Origin of the sequence: Cupriavidus lacunae, assembly GCF_003353055.1 — a bacterium.
GTDB lineage: Bacteria > Pseudomonadota > Gammaproteobacteria > Burkholderiales > Burkholderiaceae > Cupriavidus > Cupriavidus lacunae.
This window is the reverse complement of sequence record NZ_QKWJ01000091.1, coordinates 13,726-30,140: the sequence shown is the minus strand read 5'-3', so window position 1 is coordinate 30,140 and position 16,415 is coordinate 13,726. Positions and strand designations below refer to the sequence as shown.

14 protein-coding genes are annotated in these 16,415 nt (G+C 64.0%); 2 read left to right on the top strand and 12 right to left on the bottom strand.

Going from position 1 to position 16,415, the window contains the following annotated elements; genetic code table 11:
- Nucleotides 1-118 precede the first annotated feature (118 nt).
- Entirely contained in the window at nucleotides 119-1,039 is a 921-nt protein-coding gene (locus DN412_RS36375; RefSeq protein WP_161564099.1) for an amidase family protein, read from the top strand.
- A 371-nt stretch (nucleotides 1,040-1,410) separates the two neighbouring features.
- Here the strand turns inward: DN412_RS36375 and DN412_RS36365 are convergent, their stop codons facing one another.
- From DN412_RS36365 to DN412_RS36345, 5 genes are all read right to left on the bottom strand, one after another.
- The gene (locus tag DN412_RS36365) at nucleotides 1,411-2,391 is read right to left on the bottom strand and encodes a Bug family tripartite tricarboxylate transporter substrate binding protein (RefSeq protein ID WP_115215970.1); all 981 of its coding nucleotides are present in this window, start codon (nucleotides 2,389-2,391) and stop codon (nucleotides 1,411-1,413) included.
- A gap of 236 nt (nucleotides 2,392-2,627) precedes the next feature.
- Entirely contained in the window at nucleotides 2,628-3,650 is a 1,023-nt protein-coding gene (gene phnE, locus DN412_RS36360) for a phosphonate ABC transporter, permease protein PhnE (RefSeq protein WP_244222962.1), read from the bottom strand.
- An 11-nt stretch (nucleotides 3,651-3,661) separates the two neighbouring features.
- The gene (phnC, locus tag DN412_RS36355; RefSeq protein ID WP_115215968.1) at nucleotides 3,662-4,444 is read right to left on the bottom strand and encodes a phosphonate ABC transporter ATP-binding protein; all 783 of its coding nucleotides are present in this window, start codon (nucleotides 4,442-4,444) and stop codon (nucleotides 3,662-3,664) included.
- The gene (locus DN412_RS36350; RefSeq protein ID WP_115215967.1) at nucleotides 4,444-5,391 is read right to left on the bottom strand and encodes a phosphate/phosphite/phosphonate ABC transporter substrate-binding protein; all 948 of its coding nucleotides are present in this window, start codon (nucleotides 5,389-5,391) and stop codon (nucleotides 4,444-4,446) included. Before DN412_RS36350 ends, phnC begins: the two co-directional genes overlap by 1 nt.
- Before the next feature lie 122 nt (nucleotides 5,392-5,513).
- The gene (locus DN412_RS36345) at nucleotides 5,514-7,664 is read right to left on the bottom strand and encodes a phosphocholine-specific phospholipase C (RefSeq protein WP_115215966.1); all 2,151 of its coding nucleotides are present in this window, start codon (nucleotides 7,662-7,664) and stop codon (nucleotides 5,514-5,516) included.
- Nucleotides 7,665-8,103: 439 nt separating this feature from the next.
- Here DN412_RS36345 and DN412_RS36340 point away from each other — a divergent pair, with 439 nt between their 5' ends.
- Nucleotides 8,104-8,901 (top strand): HAD-IIA family hydrolase, encoded by a 798-nt coding sequence (locus DN412_RS36340; protein ID WP_115215974.1) that lies wholly within the window; start codon nucleotides 8,104-8,106, stop codon nucleotides 8,899-8,901.
- Here the strand turns inward: DN412_RS36340 and DN412_RS36335 are convergent.
- From DN412_RS36335 to DN412_RS36305, 7 genes are all read right to left on the bottom strand, one after another.
- Nucleotides 8,888-9,721: a MurR/RpiR family transcriptional regulator gene (locus DN412_RS36335; RefSeq protein WP_115215973.1), complete on the bottom strand. Its 834-nt coding sequence runs from the start codon at nucleotides 9,719-9,721 to the stop codon at nucleotides 8,888-8,890. The genes DN412_RS36340 and DN412_RS36335 overlap by 14 nt on opposite strands.
- A gap of 170 nt (nucleotides 9,722-9,891) precedes the next feature.
- Nucleotides 9,892-11,037: a DSD1 family PLP-dependent enzyme gene (locus tag DN412_RS36330; RefSeq protein ID WP_115215965.1), complete on the bottom strand. Its 1,146-nt coding sequence runs from the start codon at nucleotides 11,035-11,037 to the stop codon at nucleotides 9,892-9,894.
- A 23-nt stretch (nucleotides 11,038-11,060) separates the two neighbouring features.
- Nucleotides 11,061-12,617: a M81 family metallopeptidase gene (locus DN412_RS36325; protein WP_115215972.1), complete on the bottom strand. Its 1,557-nt coding sequence runs from the start codon at nucleotides 12,615-12,617 to the stop codon at nucleotides 11,061-11,063.
- A 14-nt stretch (nucleotides 12,618-12,631) separates the two neighbouring features.
- On the bottom strand, nucleotides 12,632-13,615 hold the full coding sequence (locus tag DN412_RS36320) for a Bug family tripartite tricarboxylate transporter substrate binding protein (RefSeq protein WP_115215964.1): 984 nt from the start codon (nucleotides 13,613-13,615) through the stop codon (nucleotides 12,632-12,634).
- A 158-nt stretch (nucleotides 13,616-13,773) separates the two neighbouring features.
- Nucleotides 13,774-14,745 carry an ornithine cyclodeaminase family protein gene (locus DN412_RS36315; RefSeq protein ID WP_115215963.1) on the bottom strand — a complete coding sequence of 324 codons (972 nt, stop codon included), beginning with the start codon at nucleotides 14,743-14,745 and terminating at the stop codon, nucleotides 13,774-13,776.
- Nucleotides 14,735-15,364, bottom strand: a complete 630-nt coding sequence (locus DN412_RS36310) for a helix-turn-helix transcriptional regulator (RefSeq protein WP_115215962.1) — start codon at nucleotides 15,362-15,364, stop codon at nucleotides 14,735-14,737. Before DN412_RS36310 ends, DN412_RS36315 begins: the two co-directional genes overlap by 11 nt.
- An 81-nt stretch (nucleotides 15,365-15,445) precedes the next feature.
- Entirely contained in the window at nucleotides 15,446-16,348 is a 903-nt protein-coding gene (locus tag DN412_RS36305; RefSeq protein ID WP_115215961.1) for a LysR family transcriptional regulator, read from the bottom strand.
- Nucleotides 16,349-16,415 lie beyond the last annotated feature (67 nt).

Below are 16,415 nucleotides of genomic sequence, written 5' to 3'. Positions count from 1 at the left end.
GCTTCTTCGTTGCATCGTCTAACGGCTTCTTCGACACGGCGCGTATCTCCAATCAACCCGTTAGAGATGAAACGCGCCAGCCCTGAATCCGTTGTCATGTTTTTTGTAAATCTCAATAGTGTCGATTCGGCCTACGCTTGGACTGGTCAGCCGCTCGGGTATTGTGCCGGTTTCCTTCACGCAGGACGAGGCAGGCCCGATCACGCGTTCGGTGGCTGATGCCGCCCGCATGCTGGACGTCATGGCGGGGTACGATCAAGCCGATCCGGTGACCGCAATGAGCTGGGGCCATATCCCCGGGACCTATACGGCATACCTGGATAAAAACGGACTGAAAGGCGTGCGCATCGGTGTGATGCAATCCCTGTTCGGGACCGGGACCGATCACGAGGAAGTCAATCGCGTCATGGCACATGCGATCGACGTACTGAAGAAAAAAGGAGCGGTCATCGTACCGGTCTCGACACCCGAGCTGGATACCGACAAGCTGAACGGCCAGCTCGATGTTCAGAAATACGAATACAAGAGCGTCATGAACCAGTACCTGAAGGATGTCGGAAGCAATGCTCCCGCACATTCGCTGGACGACATCGTCGCCAGTGGGAAAACGCATCCGAGCCTGAGCAAATTCCTGCAGTCCGCCAAAGGCATCGAGAATGGCCTGAATGAGCCTGATTACAAGGACCGGCTGGTAAAGATCGACGCGCTCAAGATCCGGGTTGCCAACGTGATGGCGGAGAACCACCTCGATGCCATGATCTATCCACATCAGAAGCGGCTGCCCGTGCCGATCGGGGAGTATGACCAAAGAGAACGCAACGGCATTCTGGCTTCGCTGACCGGATTCCCGGCCGTGGTGGTTCCTGCCGGATTCTCTTCTCCCACCGAGGAGGCCCCGCGCGGCGTGCCTGTCGGCCTGGAGTTTCTCGGTCGCCCGTGGAGCGAACCGCAACTCATCCGATACGCGTATGGTTTCGAGCAGGCGGCCCGCGCGCGCAAGATGCCTGCTCCCACCCCGGGCCTGGCGCGCAACGACTGAGAATCCGTTTTCATAGAGATGGCCCGCTCTGGTGCGCTCCGCCTGGCGCCTGAAAGAGCGTGGCCTGCCCGTCAGGGCAAGCTGGCCCTTCGGATCGGATGGCAACGGCACCACGGCATCTGGGCGTCGAACTCTTCAAGGGGATGACGGGCGTAAACATGCTGCAGGTGCCCCTATCGCGCGGCGACTTCGGCCGTCACGGACCTGATCGGCGGTGGCATCCAGCTCATGATCCTGGACCTCTCCCGCCGCGAGACGGTCAAGTGGGCCAGGATCGTGAAATGCTCCGGTGCCAGGATCGATTAAAGGTAATCCCCGTGAGTATTTGCTACCCGGCGTGGTCCCCGATGCCATGTGCATGTCCGCTGCGTTCAGTTCAGGTGCACGTTTGCGGCTTTTACGACTTTGCCCCACTTTGCCACGTCGTTTTGCATCATTGCCGCCAGCTGCTTCGATGTGCCACCTTCCAGGATGACGCCCTGACTTGCCAGCTGCGAAACCAGGTCCGGAGATGCAACGGCCTTTTGCACCTGCGCGTTGAGCAACTCCACGATCTCTTTCGGCGTGCCGGCCGGTGCCAGTAGCGCGAACCAGTTCTTGGCTTCGAATCCGGGCAACCCGGCTTCGCTCAGCGTCGGGATATCCGGACTCGTGGGCAGGCGCTTGGTCCCGACCACCCCCAGTGCCTTGAGCTTGCCGGCTTTCACCAGCGGCATGGACGACGGAACGCTATCGAAGAACACCGAGACATTGCCGGCAAGCAGATCGGACATGACGTTATTGCTGCCCTTATAAGGGACATGCAGTATGTCGACACCCGTGGACATCTTGAACATTTCCAGTTCAAGGTGCGACAGCGTGCCGTTTCCCTGCGAAGCGGCGCTCAACTGCCCGGGCCTGGCTTTGGCCAGCGCGATCAGTTCCTTCACCGAATTCGCCGGGACCGAAGGGTTCACGACCAGCATATGGGGTACATGGCCTACCAGCGATATCGGGGTGAAACTCTTCAGGATATCGAAGCTGAGTTTGCTGTAGAGGTTGGATGCGATGGCAAGCGAACCAGACGCCAGTAGCAGAGTGTAGCCATCGTGCGCCGCCTTGGCGACGACGTCTGCGCCGATGGTGCTGCCTGCACCAGGCCGGTTCTCCACCGTCACTGGCTGACCCAGTCCTTCGGACAACTTCTGGGCAATCGCTCTGCCCAGGACATCCGTCGCACCGGCCGGCGGAAATGGCACCACCAGTCTGATTGGCTTGGATGGATATGCCTGCGCCTGCGCAGTACCAGCACTGAAAGCCAGTACGCAAATGGACAGCGCCAGGGCTGCCCCACGTACAACTACTTTCTTCATCGGACGCTCCCGAAAGATCAAACTCCACTGAGGCTGCAACCAGTTTGCAGCGGCAGCATCTGACGCAACGTCCGTGCCAGATCCTCTGCGGCCATGGACCCTCATGGAGTTCGCTCACATGTGCGCCACCTGCTTCGTCAGGCAGCGATGAGCCCGCGTATTCCGGGATGCGCGATCGATGATTTCGGCGGGTGAGTCTGGCCTCGGTTTTTGCCACAGACGGCGTTCGCATGGACTCATATCAATTTCGCACGCACGCGCGCCGAGAACTGGTCGAGCAGGAACACCACGATAAAGATCGCAATCAGGATGGTCGCAACATGGCCGTACTGGAACATGTCGAAGCGGCCTTTGAGCTCCTGTCCGATTCCCCCGGCGCCGACCAGTCCGATGACAGTCGCCATGCGCACGTTCCGATCCAGGATGTAGAGGGTGTAGGCCGTGTATTGCGGCAGTACCTGCGGCATTACCGCGTACCACAGCGTCTTGAGTTTTCCCGCGCCGATGGCTTCCAGCGCCTCCTGTGGCTTGCGATCGGCATGCTCGATATCCTCCGCGTAGAACTTGCCGAGAAAGCCGGCCGCATGCAGGCTCAGCGCCAGCACGCCGGCGATCGGACCGAAGCCATAGGCCAAAACCAGGAACAGTGCGACGATAAGCTCGGGCGCCGACCGCAACAGGCTGATCGAGCCCCGTGCCAGCGTGTAGGTGAACCGGTTCGGGGTGTAGTTGCGTGCGGCGAGGCAGGCCAGCGGCATCGACAGCAGGACAGACAGCAAGGTGCCCCAGATAGCGATCTCCACGGTCTCCACCATCTTCACAAGGACGGTCCACAAATAACCCATCGGCCTGACCAGGTACTCGGTGCGCTCCAGCCTGGTTTCCCATTTCAGCGATTGCGGATCCAGGTGCTGTTCGCGGTTCTCCTGGATTTCGATATGGGAGAGCATGGGCAGACGCCGGCGATCGAGCCCGGGCAAGCGCGCCACTTCTTCCCTTTCGCCAAGCGCCGGTGGCCACATCGACTCGGCCACGCGCGACAGGCCGCGCACCACCTGTGAGTCAGGGCTCAAGCCAAGCAGGTTGCCCACGGCTTGCCCGGTCATGGCGACCATGCGGTCCATTTCGGTGCGCTGGCCGGTATAGAGCAAGGCCGCCAGCAAAGCCAGTACGATCAGCAAATGGCGCGCACTGTAAGGTTGGTCGAGTTTCCAGTCGGCTTGCGTGCCGGGCATGGCTGGATAGGCAGGTTTGTTCAAGGCGGAGTCCTTCATGCGGCAAGCGGTAGCGAGGTCCCGGAGGAGGGAGCGGCTTCTTCCCAGCTGACGCCCCCATACAACCGCTCGACCACCTCATCCGTGAAATTGGCGGGTGTTCCGTCGAACACGATGCGGCCGCTGCGCATCCCGACAATGCGGTCGCCGAATTCGCGCGCCAGGTCAAGTTGGTGCAGGCTGCAGAGGACAGCGCTGTTGCAGGCCCGTGCGGCGTCCCGGATCAGGGTCAGGATGTCGCGGGAGATGCGAGGGTCCAGGCTGGCGACCGGCTCGTCCGCCAGGATGACTTCCGGGTCGAGCATAAAGGCGCGGGCGATGCCCACGCGCTGCTGTTGCCCGCCCGAGAGTGCGCCGGCGCGGCGCGGCAAGTGCGCCGGCTCAAGGCCCACGCCGGCCAGCAAGGCACACGCGCGAGCGCGATGCCGGGGCTCAAACCAGCCCAGCAGCGCTCGCCACGCCGATACCTCCGGCAACACGCCGGCCAGCACGTTGCGCGCAACGCTCATGCGCGGAGTCAGGTTGAAATGCTGATGGATCATGGCAACCCGGCGGCGCAACTGGCGCTCGGTGGCGCGGGTCAGTTCGATGCCGTCGACTGCCACGCCCCCCGCGCTTGGCCTCATCAGGCCGTTGACGGCGCGCAGCAGCGTCGATTTGCCCGCGCCCGAAGGTCCGAGCACCACGCAGAATTGCCCGCGCGGCACCGACAGGTTGATGTCGAACAAGGCCGCAGTACCATCGGGCCAGACCTTGGAAACGCTATGGAAGTCGATCATCAGCGCGCCCCGGCCTTCCTGATGATGTCAGTCTTGACCTGGTCGGTCACCAGATCGAACATCTTGCCGGCGGCGGCCATGTCGGCTTCGCTCACCTTGGAGGTATAGCCGTCGACCTTGCTGCCGCCATAGCCGCGGATCTGATCCTTGCTGATGCCCGGCAACTTGCTGATGTTATTGAAGGCATCGCGCAACCTGGCCTTTACCGCGTCGCTCAGTTTCGGATGCATGGCCAGCGGGGGATAGGGGATCGGCGCACTCTTGGCCACCACCTTGACCCTGGCGGGATCGATGGCCCTGGCGTTGGCGGCCTTTTCGAAGGAGTCGAACGAGGCACCGCCCGCATCCACCAGGCCTTCGGCCAACGCCTTGAGCACATTGGCGTGGCTGCCGGCCATGCTGATCATGGCGGCGTCGCTTGCCGGCCGGACACCGGATGCAAGCATCATGGCAACGGGCACATTGAAGCTCGACGTCGAGTTCACATCGCCCAACGCGATCCTCTTGCCCTTCAGGTCCGCGATCCGGTCGATGCCCGCATCGGTGCGGGCGAAAATGCCCGAGTAGTACACCGATGCGCCATCGCGCACGGCCAGCGCGAGCAGCTCCGCACAGCCGCGGGCGCGCGCCTGCAGATAGCTCGCCGGGCCATACCAGGCGATATCGGCGGCGCCGTTGCACATCGCTTCGACGACCGCGCCATAGCTCTGCCCGATCTTGATGTCGAACTTCAGGCCGGTGGCCTGGCTGATGGCGCCGAAGATCGGTTCGAAATCATTCTTCGTGCCATCTTCGGTGCCGCCGTCGGCAGGAATCAGGACGACGCGCAACGGCCTGGCCGCGCTGCCATCGTGTTGCGCCTGAGCCAACACGGTTGCGCTGCTGAACAGACCGGCGCAGGCGATGGCGATCACCGGTAGGGCGCTGATGCGGAACTTGCGGTTCATGATGATAGGGTCCTTTCCCTCGGTAGGTGGTATGGCCGCCCTCGATGGCGGCGAATGCGAAGTGGCCTGCATCCGTGCAGGCCACCCGCTCAGTCGTTCAAGCGTCCGCTAAGCGACAGCGGTCAGGCTCCTGGCATGGCCATCGCCGGATCGCTGACGCTGTCCTTGCCGGTTTCAAGACGGCCGGCGAAACGCCGCAGGTAGCTCGCGTCGTCCGCGCGCTCGATGCTGAAGTCGTACCATCGGGCACTCCTCTCCAGCGACCAGCGCTGCTCCACGACCTCGCCGCCCGCGGGTACGGTCAGCGTCCATGGCCCGTCGTTCCGATAGGCGTTGGCCTTCACGGTCACGGTGCATGCCGCGTTGCCGCTGTTGCGCATGTGCAGGTACAGCTGTCCGTTCTGCAGGTCGTAGCACACCTGGCACTCAGGCTGCGCACCGCTGCCGGCCACGGTCCCGGTGAAATGCCGGACGAAGCCGTTCGGCCCGAGCACCCACAGGTCGTACTTGCCGTTGTCCGCGACGACGTCCCACGCGTCCGACAAGGACTTGTCCGCTTCCACGGTGTAGCGCCGCGGAATGCGGTCCAGGTGCAGCTTGTCGTAGACGTGGAGCACCGCGCCCTGTGCGCCGCTGTTGGCGAACAGCAGCGTCACGCTGCGGCCGGCACTGTCGACGCGCGCGCTGGTGTGCAGCTCATAGGGCAGGGCGCGCGAGAAGCGGGTTCCGCTTTCCTGGAACAGCGGCTGCGGCGTGGCGGGCGGCATCGGCGCCGGCATGGATTTCTGCTGGGCTTCGATGGTTGCGTAGTCGCTGGTGTCCGGCAGCGCCGGGAACTTCGGGTCGTTAGGCGTGGCGAAGTCGAAAGCCGAGGTGAGGTCGCCAGAGACGGCGCGGTGCCATGGACTGATGCCGGGAATGGTGATGCCGAAGCGCTGTTCGAGGAAGCGTCCCACCGAGGTATGGTCGAACGTCTGCGAATTCACCCAGCCGCCCTTGCTCCATGGCGATACCACGTACATCGGCACGCGCGGTCCCAGCCCCCACGGGCGCACGTTGCCGCTGATGGTGTCCTCGGGGTGCAGGTACTTGCGCGCCGGATCGGAGAAATACTCGCCCTCCAGCGGCAACGTGGACTTGCCTGCAAGCGTGCCGTCCAGGTTGTAGGAGGGCACGGCGGGCGGCGGCACGTGATCGAACAGGCCGTCGTTCTCGTCGAAGGTCTGGAAGAAGACTGTCTTGCTCCAGACCTCCGGGTTCGAGGTCAGCGCATTGAGCACCTGTGCGGTGAAGTTGCCGCCGTGCTGGGGGCTCGATGGCGCGCCGGGGTGCTCGGACTGCAACTGCGTCGGCAGTACCCACACCACCTCGGGCAGCGTGTCGTTCTTCACGTCGCGCTGCAGGTCCTCGATGGTCCACAGGCTCATGCCCTGCTTGTACATCGGCGAGTCTGGCTGCGCCGAGCGGAAACTGTCGAACGCCAGGCCACCGTGCATTGCGCCGGTCCAGTTGTCGTTCGGGTTCTGGTAGATGCGCCAGGTGATACCGGCCTTTTGCAGGACATCGGGAATCGTCGGCCAGCGGAAGGACGAGCCGGCATAGGTGTAGCCCGGCGTCGGCAGCGCGCCCTTGATCCAGCAGCGCAGGTTGTTCGGCTCGGAGTCTGTGTCGGTGGAGTTAATGCCGCTCGCGCGCAGGTCCGGATTGAAGTTGGAACCGGAGAAGAAAACGATGCGGTTCGGGTCCGTGCCGGTGGTGATCGAGCAGTGGTAGGCGTCGCAGATCGTGAAGGCTTCGGCCAGCGCGAACTGGAAGGGGATGTCGTCACGCTTGTAGTAGCCCATCGAGTACGGCTTCTTGTACTTGGGCCACATGCCGAACTTTCCCTGGTTCCAGGCAGCCTGCGCATCCGAGTAAGAGTGCGGCGTGCTCGGCATCAACAGCGCGTTCATGGTCTGCTTGTCCAGGTGGAACGGCGGGATCTCCTTGGTGCCGTCCGACTGGTACCAGACGGGCTTGCCGCTTTCGAGCGGAATCGGGAAACGGTCACCGAAGCCGCGTACCCCGCTCATGGTGCCGAAGTAGTGATTGAAGGCGCGGTTTTCCTGCATCAGGATGACGATGTGCTTGACGTCCTTGATGGTGCCGGTCTCTACCGCGGCGGGCACGGCGAGCGCGCGGCGGATGCTGGGCGGCAGCACGGTGAGCGTGGCCGCGGCGCCCATGGCTTGGGTGGCGGCGCGGAGAAAATTTCGTCTGTCGTTGGATTTCATGTGGCTGACCTGCTGGCGAAGGGCGAAGGGCGAAGGGCGAAGGGCGAAGGGCGAAGGAAGTACAGGCGGGGTATCAGGGGGCGCAGTGCAGCGTGTCCGCCGGCTTTTTCGCGTTGGCATCCGCTTGTACCGATGCCGGCTGCGCTTGCGTTGCCGTGGAGGCGGAGTCCTCGCCGCCGCCGCAGCCGGCGAGCGCTATGGTCATCACAACGCCGGCCATGGCAGCCAGACATCTTGTGCACAAAGTTTTCATGGTGGGTTCCGTGTCGCATGGTTGGGGGTGGAGCAACACGAATCCTAGTCACGCCACATGACAATTGAATGAACACCACTCAATCAAATGTGATTGTAGAATGAGCAATGTTCAATTCAATTGGGTTTATGCATGACGATCACCAGGCAATGTCTTTCCGACCAACGTGCGGCCGAGGTTGTCGGCATGCCGGAGCCCGAACTGCCACCCTGGCGCGCAGCGCCATGGCGTTACATCCTCGACCTCGACGGCACGCTGATCCGCAACGGTGCGGCATTGCCGGGCGCGGCCGCACTGCTAGAGGCATTGCAGGGCCGCTACGCCATCGTGTCGAACAATTCGACCGACACGGCAGCGGGCTTGTCGCGCAAGCTGCGCCGCATGGGTCTGGCGATAGCGCCGGCGCAGCTGGTGCTCGCCGGCGAAATGACTGTGAACTGGCTGTGGCGCACTTCTCCCGATGCGCGCGTGCTCTTGCTGGGCAGCCAGACACTGCGCCGCTACGCGACGCGGGTGGGCTGCCGGCTGGTCGAGCAAGACCCTGACGTGGTGCTGCTGGCGCGCGACCCGCATTTCGACTACGACAAGCTTTCGCTGGCGGCGAATGTGCTGCGCGCGGGTGCCCGGCTCGTTGTCACGAATCCCGATCTCAGCCATCCCGGCGACAACGGCACGTGTGTGCCCGAAACCGGTACGTTGCTGGCTGCGCTGACGGCCTGCGCCGAGGTGCGGCCTGAGTGCATCATCGGCAAGCCATCTGCCGCCCTGTTCCGGGAAGGACTGCGGCGCTTGCAGGCAAGACCGGCGCAGGCGCTGATGATCGGCGACAACCCCGCGACCGATGCCGTGGGCGCTCTCGCGCTGGGCATGCCATTTCTGCTCCTCGGCACGGGGCCTGGCGCTGACGCGCAGACCCCGGCGCAACTGCTTGGTACATGGTGTTCCGGCCGGAAGGCTCTGGAATCCAGGCTCAATAGCGCTTGAGCGACAGTATCTCGAAGGTGTGGCGAATCGTCTTGACCGCGTGCTCGTAGTCGGTCAGGGACAGGCAGGCGATCAACACATCGATGATCGCCAGCTGCGCCAGGCGGCTGGTCATGGCTTCCGTGCGGAACTGCGTTTCGCGCGCCATGGTCAGCAGCACCACGTCGGAGAAAGCCTGAAGCGGTGATTTTCCGAAATTGGTGATGCAGATGGTGTGCGCTCCGGCTTCCTTGGCCAGCCGTGTCGCCGTTACGGTCTCATGCGTGCTGCCGGAATGGGAAATCGTCAATACCGCGACATCCGGCCCGGTCAGCGATGCGCTGATGACCTGCACATGCGAATCGACCACGGCTTTGGCGTTGAGGCCGATACGGATCATCCGGTAGTGCGCGTCCTCCGCGATGGGGGCTGCGCTGCCGATGCCATAGATCTCGATGCGCTTTGCCTTCTTCAGGATACGCACCGCCCGTTCGAGCGCGCCGACATCGAGGGCCGACTGCGTCTCGTGCAGCGTCTGCACGTTGCTCTGGAAAATCTTGCGCACCACCGTGGCCGCATTGTCGCTGGGTTCCAGGTCTTCGTGGATCAGCTGTACCGGCCGCACGATTTCCTGCGCGAGCGCGATCTTCAGCTGCTGAAAGCCTGTCGCGCCGAGCGTCTTGCATACGCCGACCACGCTCCCCTCGCTGGCCCCGGTGCGATCAGCCACTTCACTGACTGACATATGGACCACCTCCTCGGGATGGCTGGCGATGAAGTCCACAATACGCTGCCCGGTGGCCCCCAGCGTGTCGCGGATGCTGGCGATACGCGTCACGATGGCACTCAGCGCATTGTGCGGCATGCTGGCGGCGGGCTTCCTGACGGCTTTCTTCTTTTCTGCTGGCATGGAAATTCTTCTCTGGACGTCCGTTGCTGCGGACCGATGCCCGCCATTGTAGAAGAACCCCGCACGCTTCCGGCAGACCCACGCGCGAGCACTGGCGCGCCTTACCAGCCATACAAACGCTCCCACGCCGCCAACAGGCCGTCAGCGGAAAGCGCCCGATACTCGGGGAACTGCGCACCCGTGGCACAGGCATGGTTCGGAAGGATGCGCAGCCGCGTGCCCAGAGGGAAGATCTCGGTAATGTCCCGGTCTGGCGCGCCCTCGCATGACACGATCCCGTGCTCCTGGTTGGCCTGGCTCATCACGTACCCGGGGAGCACCGTGCCGTCCATGGCGCAGACCTGCCCGTAGCCATAGTCGCGCTGCTGCTTCTGGGTACCGCGATCGCGGCTCATCGCCATCCAGCCGGCGTCCACGATTGCCCAGCCTTTGTCGACCTGATGGCCAATCACCGTGGCCAGCACGCTCAGCGCCAGGTCGTCGGTGGTGCAGACGCCCACGTTATGCATCACCAGGTCGAAGAACACATACACGCCCGCGCGCACTTCGGTGATCCCTTCGAGATGCGCGGCGGCAAGCGCTGTCGGCGTGGAGCCAACGCTGACAACCGGGCAAGGCAGGTCCGCGGCGCGCAAACGCTCGGCGGCGCCCACGCAGCCGGCGCGTTCCTGCTCGGCCAGCGCAGTCAGTGCCTCGGGCGTGTTCAGCTCGTAGCTCGAGCCGGCATGGGTCAGCACCCCCGCCAGGCGCATGCCGCCCGCTTGCAGAATATGACCCACCTCCAGCAGCACGGGATCGTCGGGCCGGATCCCTGAGCGGTGGCCGTCCGTGTCGACTTCGATCAGCACATCGAACACCTCGCCGTTGGCGCGGCCGAACGCCGCAATCGCGTGCGCCGAAGCGACGCTGTCGGTCAGCACCTTCAGGTCGCACCCGCGCCGCCGCAACGCGAGCGCCTGCGGCAGCCGATGCGCCGCCATGCCGACGGCATAGACGATGTCGGTCACGCCTTCAGCAAAGAAATACTCGGCTTCCTTCAGCGTGGACACCGTGATGCCTTGCGCACCGGCCGCAAGCTGGGCGCGCACGACGGGCCTGCATTTGGAAGTCTTGACGTGGGGGCGGAAGCGCACGCCCAATGCGTTCATGCGCTGCTGCATCCGGTCGATGTTGCGTTGCATGCGCGCCAGGTCGATGACGGCTGCCGGGGTATCGAGGGAGTCGAGTGTATCGAAGGATGTGGACATGTCTGGCTGGATTGGCAATGGGTTCACTGGGGCGCGCGATGCTTGCGCAAGAGCCGGATATGCGGCGTCCAGTCGGTCATGGCATCGAGCGGGGCCACGGGGCGCGGCAGGCGCTGGAAGTTGAAACGGGATAACACCGGGGATGTCAGCCCCGGGGCATCGATGCTGAAAATCTGCGCTGGAGCAAAGAACTCATCGAATGCCGCGCGGAAATGGCCTCGCGATTTCACCACCACCGTGCGCGCTTGCGCGATATCGATGCCGAACATCTCGAAGAAGGCCGGCTCGTGGCATTGATGGCGATTGGTGATCACCACCACCTTCACGCCTCCCACCTGGAGCAGGGCCGACGGGCCCAGGTTGAAGCTGCACCCGGCCAGTTGCCCTCGTCGCCCCACGCCCTGGCCAGCGTGCAACCGCAGTACCGTGGCGGGTGCGCTGAAGGCTTCGGAGTAGGCCGTGCTCTCGCCGCGATTGAAGTGGGCGGTAAACTCGGCGCCCACGCCGAGGGCATGGGCCTGCGCGCTGAGCTCAGGATCCGTGACCACACCGAGCACGGCATCCCGCACGCCGGCGCGCAACAAGGCCTGCAGCAGGAAGGGGGTATTGCCGCGCCCGCCGCCGCCGGGGTTGTCCGCCACATCGGCAAGCAGTACGGGCGGCTGCTCGCGGTCATCGCCAGCGGCCTTGGCCAGCGCGACCGCCTCGTCAAGAGACGTCAGCTCGGGCGTGAACGCAGCACGGCCAGTCCACGCTGGCATCACCAGATCGTGGGCAGTCTGCATGGCGAAGTCGGCGTCACCGCGGGTCGTGACGATGACCGTCATGCCGTTCTTCGGGGTGTCGCCGAAGGCAAAGCCGCCCACCACCGATATATTGACGATGCGCGGGTCGGTCAGTGCCTCCGCTTGCTCGATCATGTCGGCGTATGGTCCGGTGCCGGGCGCGGTCAATAGCTGGGTCGGGGGCGCACAAACCGGCATGCGCACATGCGCGACGCAAAACCGCGCGCCTTGCATCAGCTCGATCAGCACGTCAGCCGTATCCGTGCCGCGCTCGGCCATGTCGGTATGCGGATTACGGCGATAGGAGATCAGCGTATCCACCGCGTCGACCATGCGATCGGACACATTGGCATGCAGGTCGACGGTGGCGACGATCGGCACCGTCGATCCGACGATGGACCTCACCATCCCGAAGACCAGGCCATCGGGATCATCCTCTTCGGTGGTGATGGCGGCACCGTGCTCGCAAATGTAGACGGCATCGAGCGGCAGCGCGGTGCGCAATTCCCGTTCAAAGATGGCGAGCGTCTCCATGAAGAAGGCGTGGTCGACCGGGCCGCCCGACTCTGCATTGGCGAACAGGATCGGGACGGGCTGCCACTGCCCGCCGGCATCCATGCGGCGGACAAAGGCGGGGATCTCCGGCGTCATGGCTGGCGCCGGCGCGCGGGCATCCGACAGCAGCGCGTCTCCGGCAAGATAAGCCCGCGACACGAAGTCTGCGCGCGTGGACACTGGAGCAAAACGGTTCGATTCAATGGCAAAGCCGAGAATCGCAATGCGGGGATTGGACATGGTCGGCGGCAAGCTCAGTTCTGCTTGGGGATCTTCGCGGTTTCGACCAGGTCGGCCCATTTCTTCTGCTCGCTGGCGATGAAGCCGATGAAGTCTGCGCGGCTGCCTGTGGCGGCGACGGCGTTGGCATTGGCCAGGTCCTGGCGCAGGCTATCGGTCTTCAGCACCTTCTCCAACGCCGTGCTGAGCTTGTCGACGATCGGCTGCGGCGTGCCCTTGGGAAACACCAGGCCACCCCACGAGACATTCTCATAGCCCTTCAGGCCTGACTCATTGAGCGTCGGCACGTTGGGATACAGCGCGACGCGCTCGCGGCTGGTGATCGCCAGTGCGCGCAGCTTCCCGCTCTTGACCAGTGGCCATGCCACCGACGCATTGGTAATGGTGTAGTCGAGCCGGCCACCGGCCAGATCGGTCAGCGATGCCGGGTCTCCGTTGTACGGAATGAACAATACGTCGATGCCGGCCATCTTCTTCAGCAACTCGCCGCCCATGTGGCCGCTGCTGCCAGTGCCCGCGGCGGCGTAAGACAGCTTGCCCGGGGATTTCCTGGCCAGTGCAAGCAGCTCGGCCACGTTCCTGACGGGGGAATCGGCACGAACCAGGAGCAGGTTGTAGATCGAGAACATGCGGCCCACAGGCACGAAATCCTGCCGTACATCATAGGGAAGCTTGGTGAACAGGGCCGGATTGATGGCGAGGGTGTTGATGTTGCCATAGCCCAGCGTGTACCCATCCGGCGCAGCGCGCTTGACCTGCGCCATGCCGATGTTGCCGGCGGCTCCCGGGCGGTTGTCGACGACAAAGTTGGCGTTGGTTTCTTTCGCCAGGTGACTCAGCACAACGCGGGTCAATACGTCGGCCGAGCCGCCGGCAGCGGAGGCAACGATAACGGTAACCGGCTTTTGCGGCCAAGGGTTGTCGGCCGCCCGGGCGGCGCAAGTGAAGCTACAGGCAGCACTCAATGCGAGCGCTGTGAGGGCAGGGATGAGACGCATGAAACCAACTCCGGACAAAAGGGAAGGAATTGAGGTCCTTGACCGTCCGGTAGCGCATCACTGGCATGCCGCGGGCAAGGCGCCGAAGCCGCGCGGCGGCTGCGGGGACATCGTGAAAAGCAAGCAGCTCCTACATAGTGCAAACAACGAATAACGTCCTACCACGACCACGGAATGCTGGAGCCCACGCCGGCCGCGCCAGCCCGCTGGTGGAGCAGGCGGGCGACAGTCAGGTCCTGTAACGCCAGACCGGTCATGTCGAATACCGTGATGTCGGTCGGATGCCGGTCCACGCGCGCCTTGCCCGTCAGCAGATCGCCCAGTTCGATGCACGGCATATCGGAGGCCCATTGGGTTTCGCCGATCTGGCGTGCTTGCGCCTGGTCGTCGACGAACAGGCGTACCCGCTCCAGCAGGCCCTCGGGCAGCTCACGCTTGCCTTTGGTGTCGGCGCCCACGCAATTCAGGTGTGTACCTGGCTGCACCGCCTGCGTGTCGAACAAGGCGCCCGCTCCTGGCGTGGCGGTGATCACGATGTCGCTCTCCGACACGGCAGCATTGCGGTCGCGCACAGGCAGGATGTCGCAACGGTGCGCGAACTGCGCCTCGAAATCGGTGTCACGCTTGCCGTCCACCGTGGCATAGCGGACCTTGCCAAGTGCTGGCAGCAACCGCAACGCGAAGCTGAGCTGCACGCGCGCCTGGACACCGGTGCCGAACACGCACACGCTGGTACTGTCCGCCCGTGCGAGCTGCTGCAGCCCCAGGCCACCCGCGGCGCCGGTGCGCATGGTCGTGACCGCATTGCCGTCCAGCAGGCAGACGGGCCGCCCGGTAGCGGGATCGATCAGCATGATGGTGGCCTGGTGCGGCTCACCGCCAAGCTGACGGTTGTTGGGCCAGAATCCCGCGGCCTTGAAGCCCAGCAAGCCTTGTGCCTGCACATCCCCAGACTTGATGCCGAAGACGCCGCCGGTTACCAAGGGCTCGCGCACCACCGGGAAAACGCGGCCCTCGCCGTGGCTATGCAGCACGAAGGCCTCGCGCACGGCTTCCAGGACGTCGTCGGGCAGCAGCAGGGACTGGACCTCGTCCTTGTCGAGCAGCAGCAGGCGGGCATCACTTGGCATCGCTGTACACCGTTGCTCGCGATACGCCCAGATGCATCGCCACGACCTCCATGGCCCGGCGCACCTCCATGCAACCCGAATCCTTGAGCTCGCGTATCAGCGTGCGCCGCTCGGTGGCCTTGAGCGAACGGGGGGTGGTAGCGAGCCGCGCCGCAAACTGGTCGATGCGCTCCCGGATGGCATCGGCGCCGAGCGGATCGAGCGATTCGCTGACGCCCGCCACCGCGCCGACATTGCCAAACTGACCCAGCATGCTCTGCAGGCCACGGAACAGGGTCAGGTCCACATTCAGGCACAGGGCCGCGATGTATTTCCCGCTGGAATCCTTGATGCCGATGGACGTGCTTTTGGCCTGGCGGCCATCGGCGAACTGGTTCGCATAGTTGGCGATGACTTGCTGGTATTGCGGATCGGCGATGCGGGCCAGGCCAAGTTCGGTAGCGGGGTCGCCAGGCTGGCGGCCCGAAAGATTGTTATGGATCGCCAGGATGGCGTGCGTGGGATCCAGGAGGTCGTGGACAACGACCTCGCAAAACGGCGCCAGGGTCTCGCCGAGGCCCTGCGCCACTTGCTTGAGTTGATCGAGCAGCGCTTGCTGCTCCATGGTTCGTTTCGTCATATGGATAGATTATCCAGAACTAGACGATTGGTCAAGGAGCAAATCCGGCGTGCCTTGGAGCGCATCTGCGCCCCTCGTCAATCAGTTGCTGGCCGACCGGATCATGTCGATCAGCTGCCGCAGGCCAGGCAGCGTCTGCCGTCGGCTGGGGTAGTACATCACCATCGGCGGACCGGCGACCGCCCATTTCGGCAGGACCACCTCAAGCCGACCGGCCGCGATGTCGTCGGTCACGCGGCGTTCCAGGCAGTACGCAAGCCCGACGCCGTTCAGCGCGGCATCGACGGCAGTGTCCGTCTCGTTGGCGCTTACCGGGCCAGGCACGTCGAGTTCGAGGGCGCGGCGTCCGTTGCCCAACTCCCACCGATACAGCGAGTTGTCGCCGATGCGGATGCGGATGCACGAGTGGCGCATCAGGTCGTCTGGCTTCGTCGGCCGTCCGTGCCGCGCCAGGTATGCGGGAGAGCCCACGATTACCCAGCGCAACGGAGGCGTCAGCGGCACGGCGATCATGTCGCGTGCGACCGTGTCGCCATAGCGGATGCCGGCGTCGTAGCCGTCGGCAATGATGTCGATCAGGCGATCGTCGACGGTGATGTCGAGCTGGATCTCCGGATAGGCCTCGGTGAAGGCGGGGAGGATGGGACCGATCAAAAGCCGCGACGCGTCGCGCGGCACGTTGATACGCAGGCGGCCGACCGGCGATGTGCGGTAGCGATCGAGCTCATCGATTGCCGCGCCGATGGTCTCAAAGCCCTTGCCGAGCTGTTCGGCCAGCGCGCTGCCGGCCGCGGTCGGCACCACCGAGCGGCTGGTGCGGTTGAGCAGCTTCACGCCCAGCCGTGCTTCGAGATTGCGCATGGCGTGGCTTAGCGCGGACGTCGACACCTCCAGTTCGGCGGCCGCTTGCCGGAAACTGCGGCGGCGGCAGATGGTGATGAACACATTGAGATCGGCAAGCTCGGTGCGGGTAAAGGCGGGCATGGCAGACAGGTAGCGTGGCTTGCCTCAATGATTCGTTGAATCTAATTCAACGATATATGAGCTAGAT

Bases quoted from the DNA above. Each gene is read 5' to 3' on its own strand.
- DN412_RS36330 (WP_115215965.1), bottom strand. From the start codon at position 11,037: ATGTCCACATCCTTCGATACACTCGACTCCCTCGATACCCCGGCAGCC.
- phnC (WP_115215968.1), bottom strand. From the start codon at position 4,444: ATGATCGACTTCCATAGCGTTTCCAAGGTCTGGCCCGATGGTACTGCG.
- DN412_RS36320 (WP_115215964.1), bottom strand. From the start codon at position 13,615: ATGCGTCTCATCCCTGCCCTCACAGCGCTCGCATTGAGTGCTGCCTGT.
- DN412_RS36350 (WP_115215967.1), bottom strand. From the start codon at position 5,391: ATGAACCGCAAGTTCCGCATCAGCGCCCTACCGGTGATCGCCATCGCC.
- DN412_RS36365 (WP_115215970.1), bottom strand. From the start codon at position 2,391: ATGAAGAAAGTAGTTGTACGTGGGGCAGCCCTGGCGCTGTCCATTTGC.
- DN412_RS36310 (WP_115215962.1), bottom strand. From the start codon at position 15,364: ATGACGAAACGAACCATGGAGCAGCAAGCGCTGCTCGATCAACTCAAG.
- DN412_RS36340 (WP_115215974.1), top strand. From the start codon at position 8,104: ATGCCGGAGCCCGAACTGCCACCCTGGCGCGCAGCGCCATGGCGTTAC.
- DN412_RS36315 (WP_115215963.1), bottom strand. From the start codon at position 14,745: ATGCCAAGTGATGCCCGCCTGCTGCTGCTCGACAAGGACGAGGTCCAG.
- DN412_RS36345 (WP_115215966.1), bottom strand. From the start codon at position 7,664: ATGAAATCCAACGACAGACGAAATTTTCTCCGCGCCGCCACCCAAGCC.
- DN412_RS36325 (WP_115215972.1), bottom strand. From the start codon at position 12,617: ATGTCCAATCCCCGCATTGCGATTCTCGGCTTTGCCATTGAATCGAAC.
- DN412_RS36305 (WP_115215961.1), bottom strand. From the start codon at position 16,348: ATGCCCGCCTTTACCCGCACCGAGCTTGCCGATCTCAATGTGTTCATC.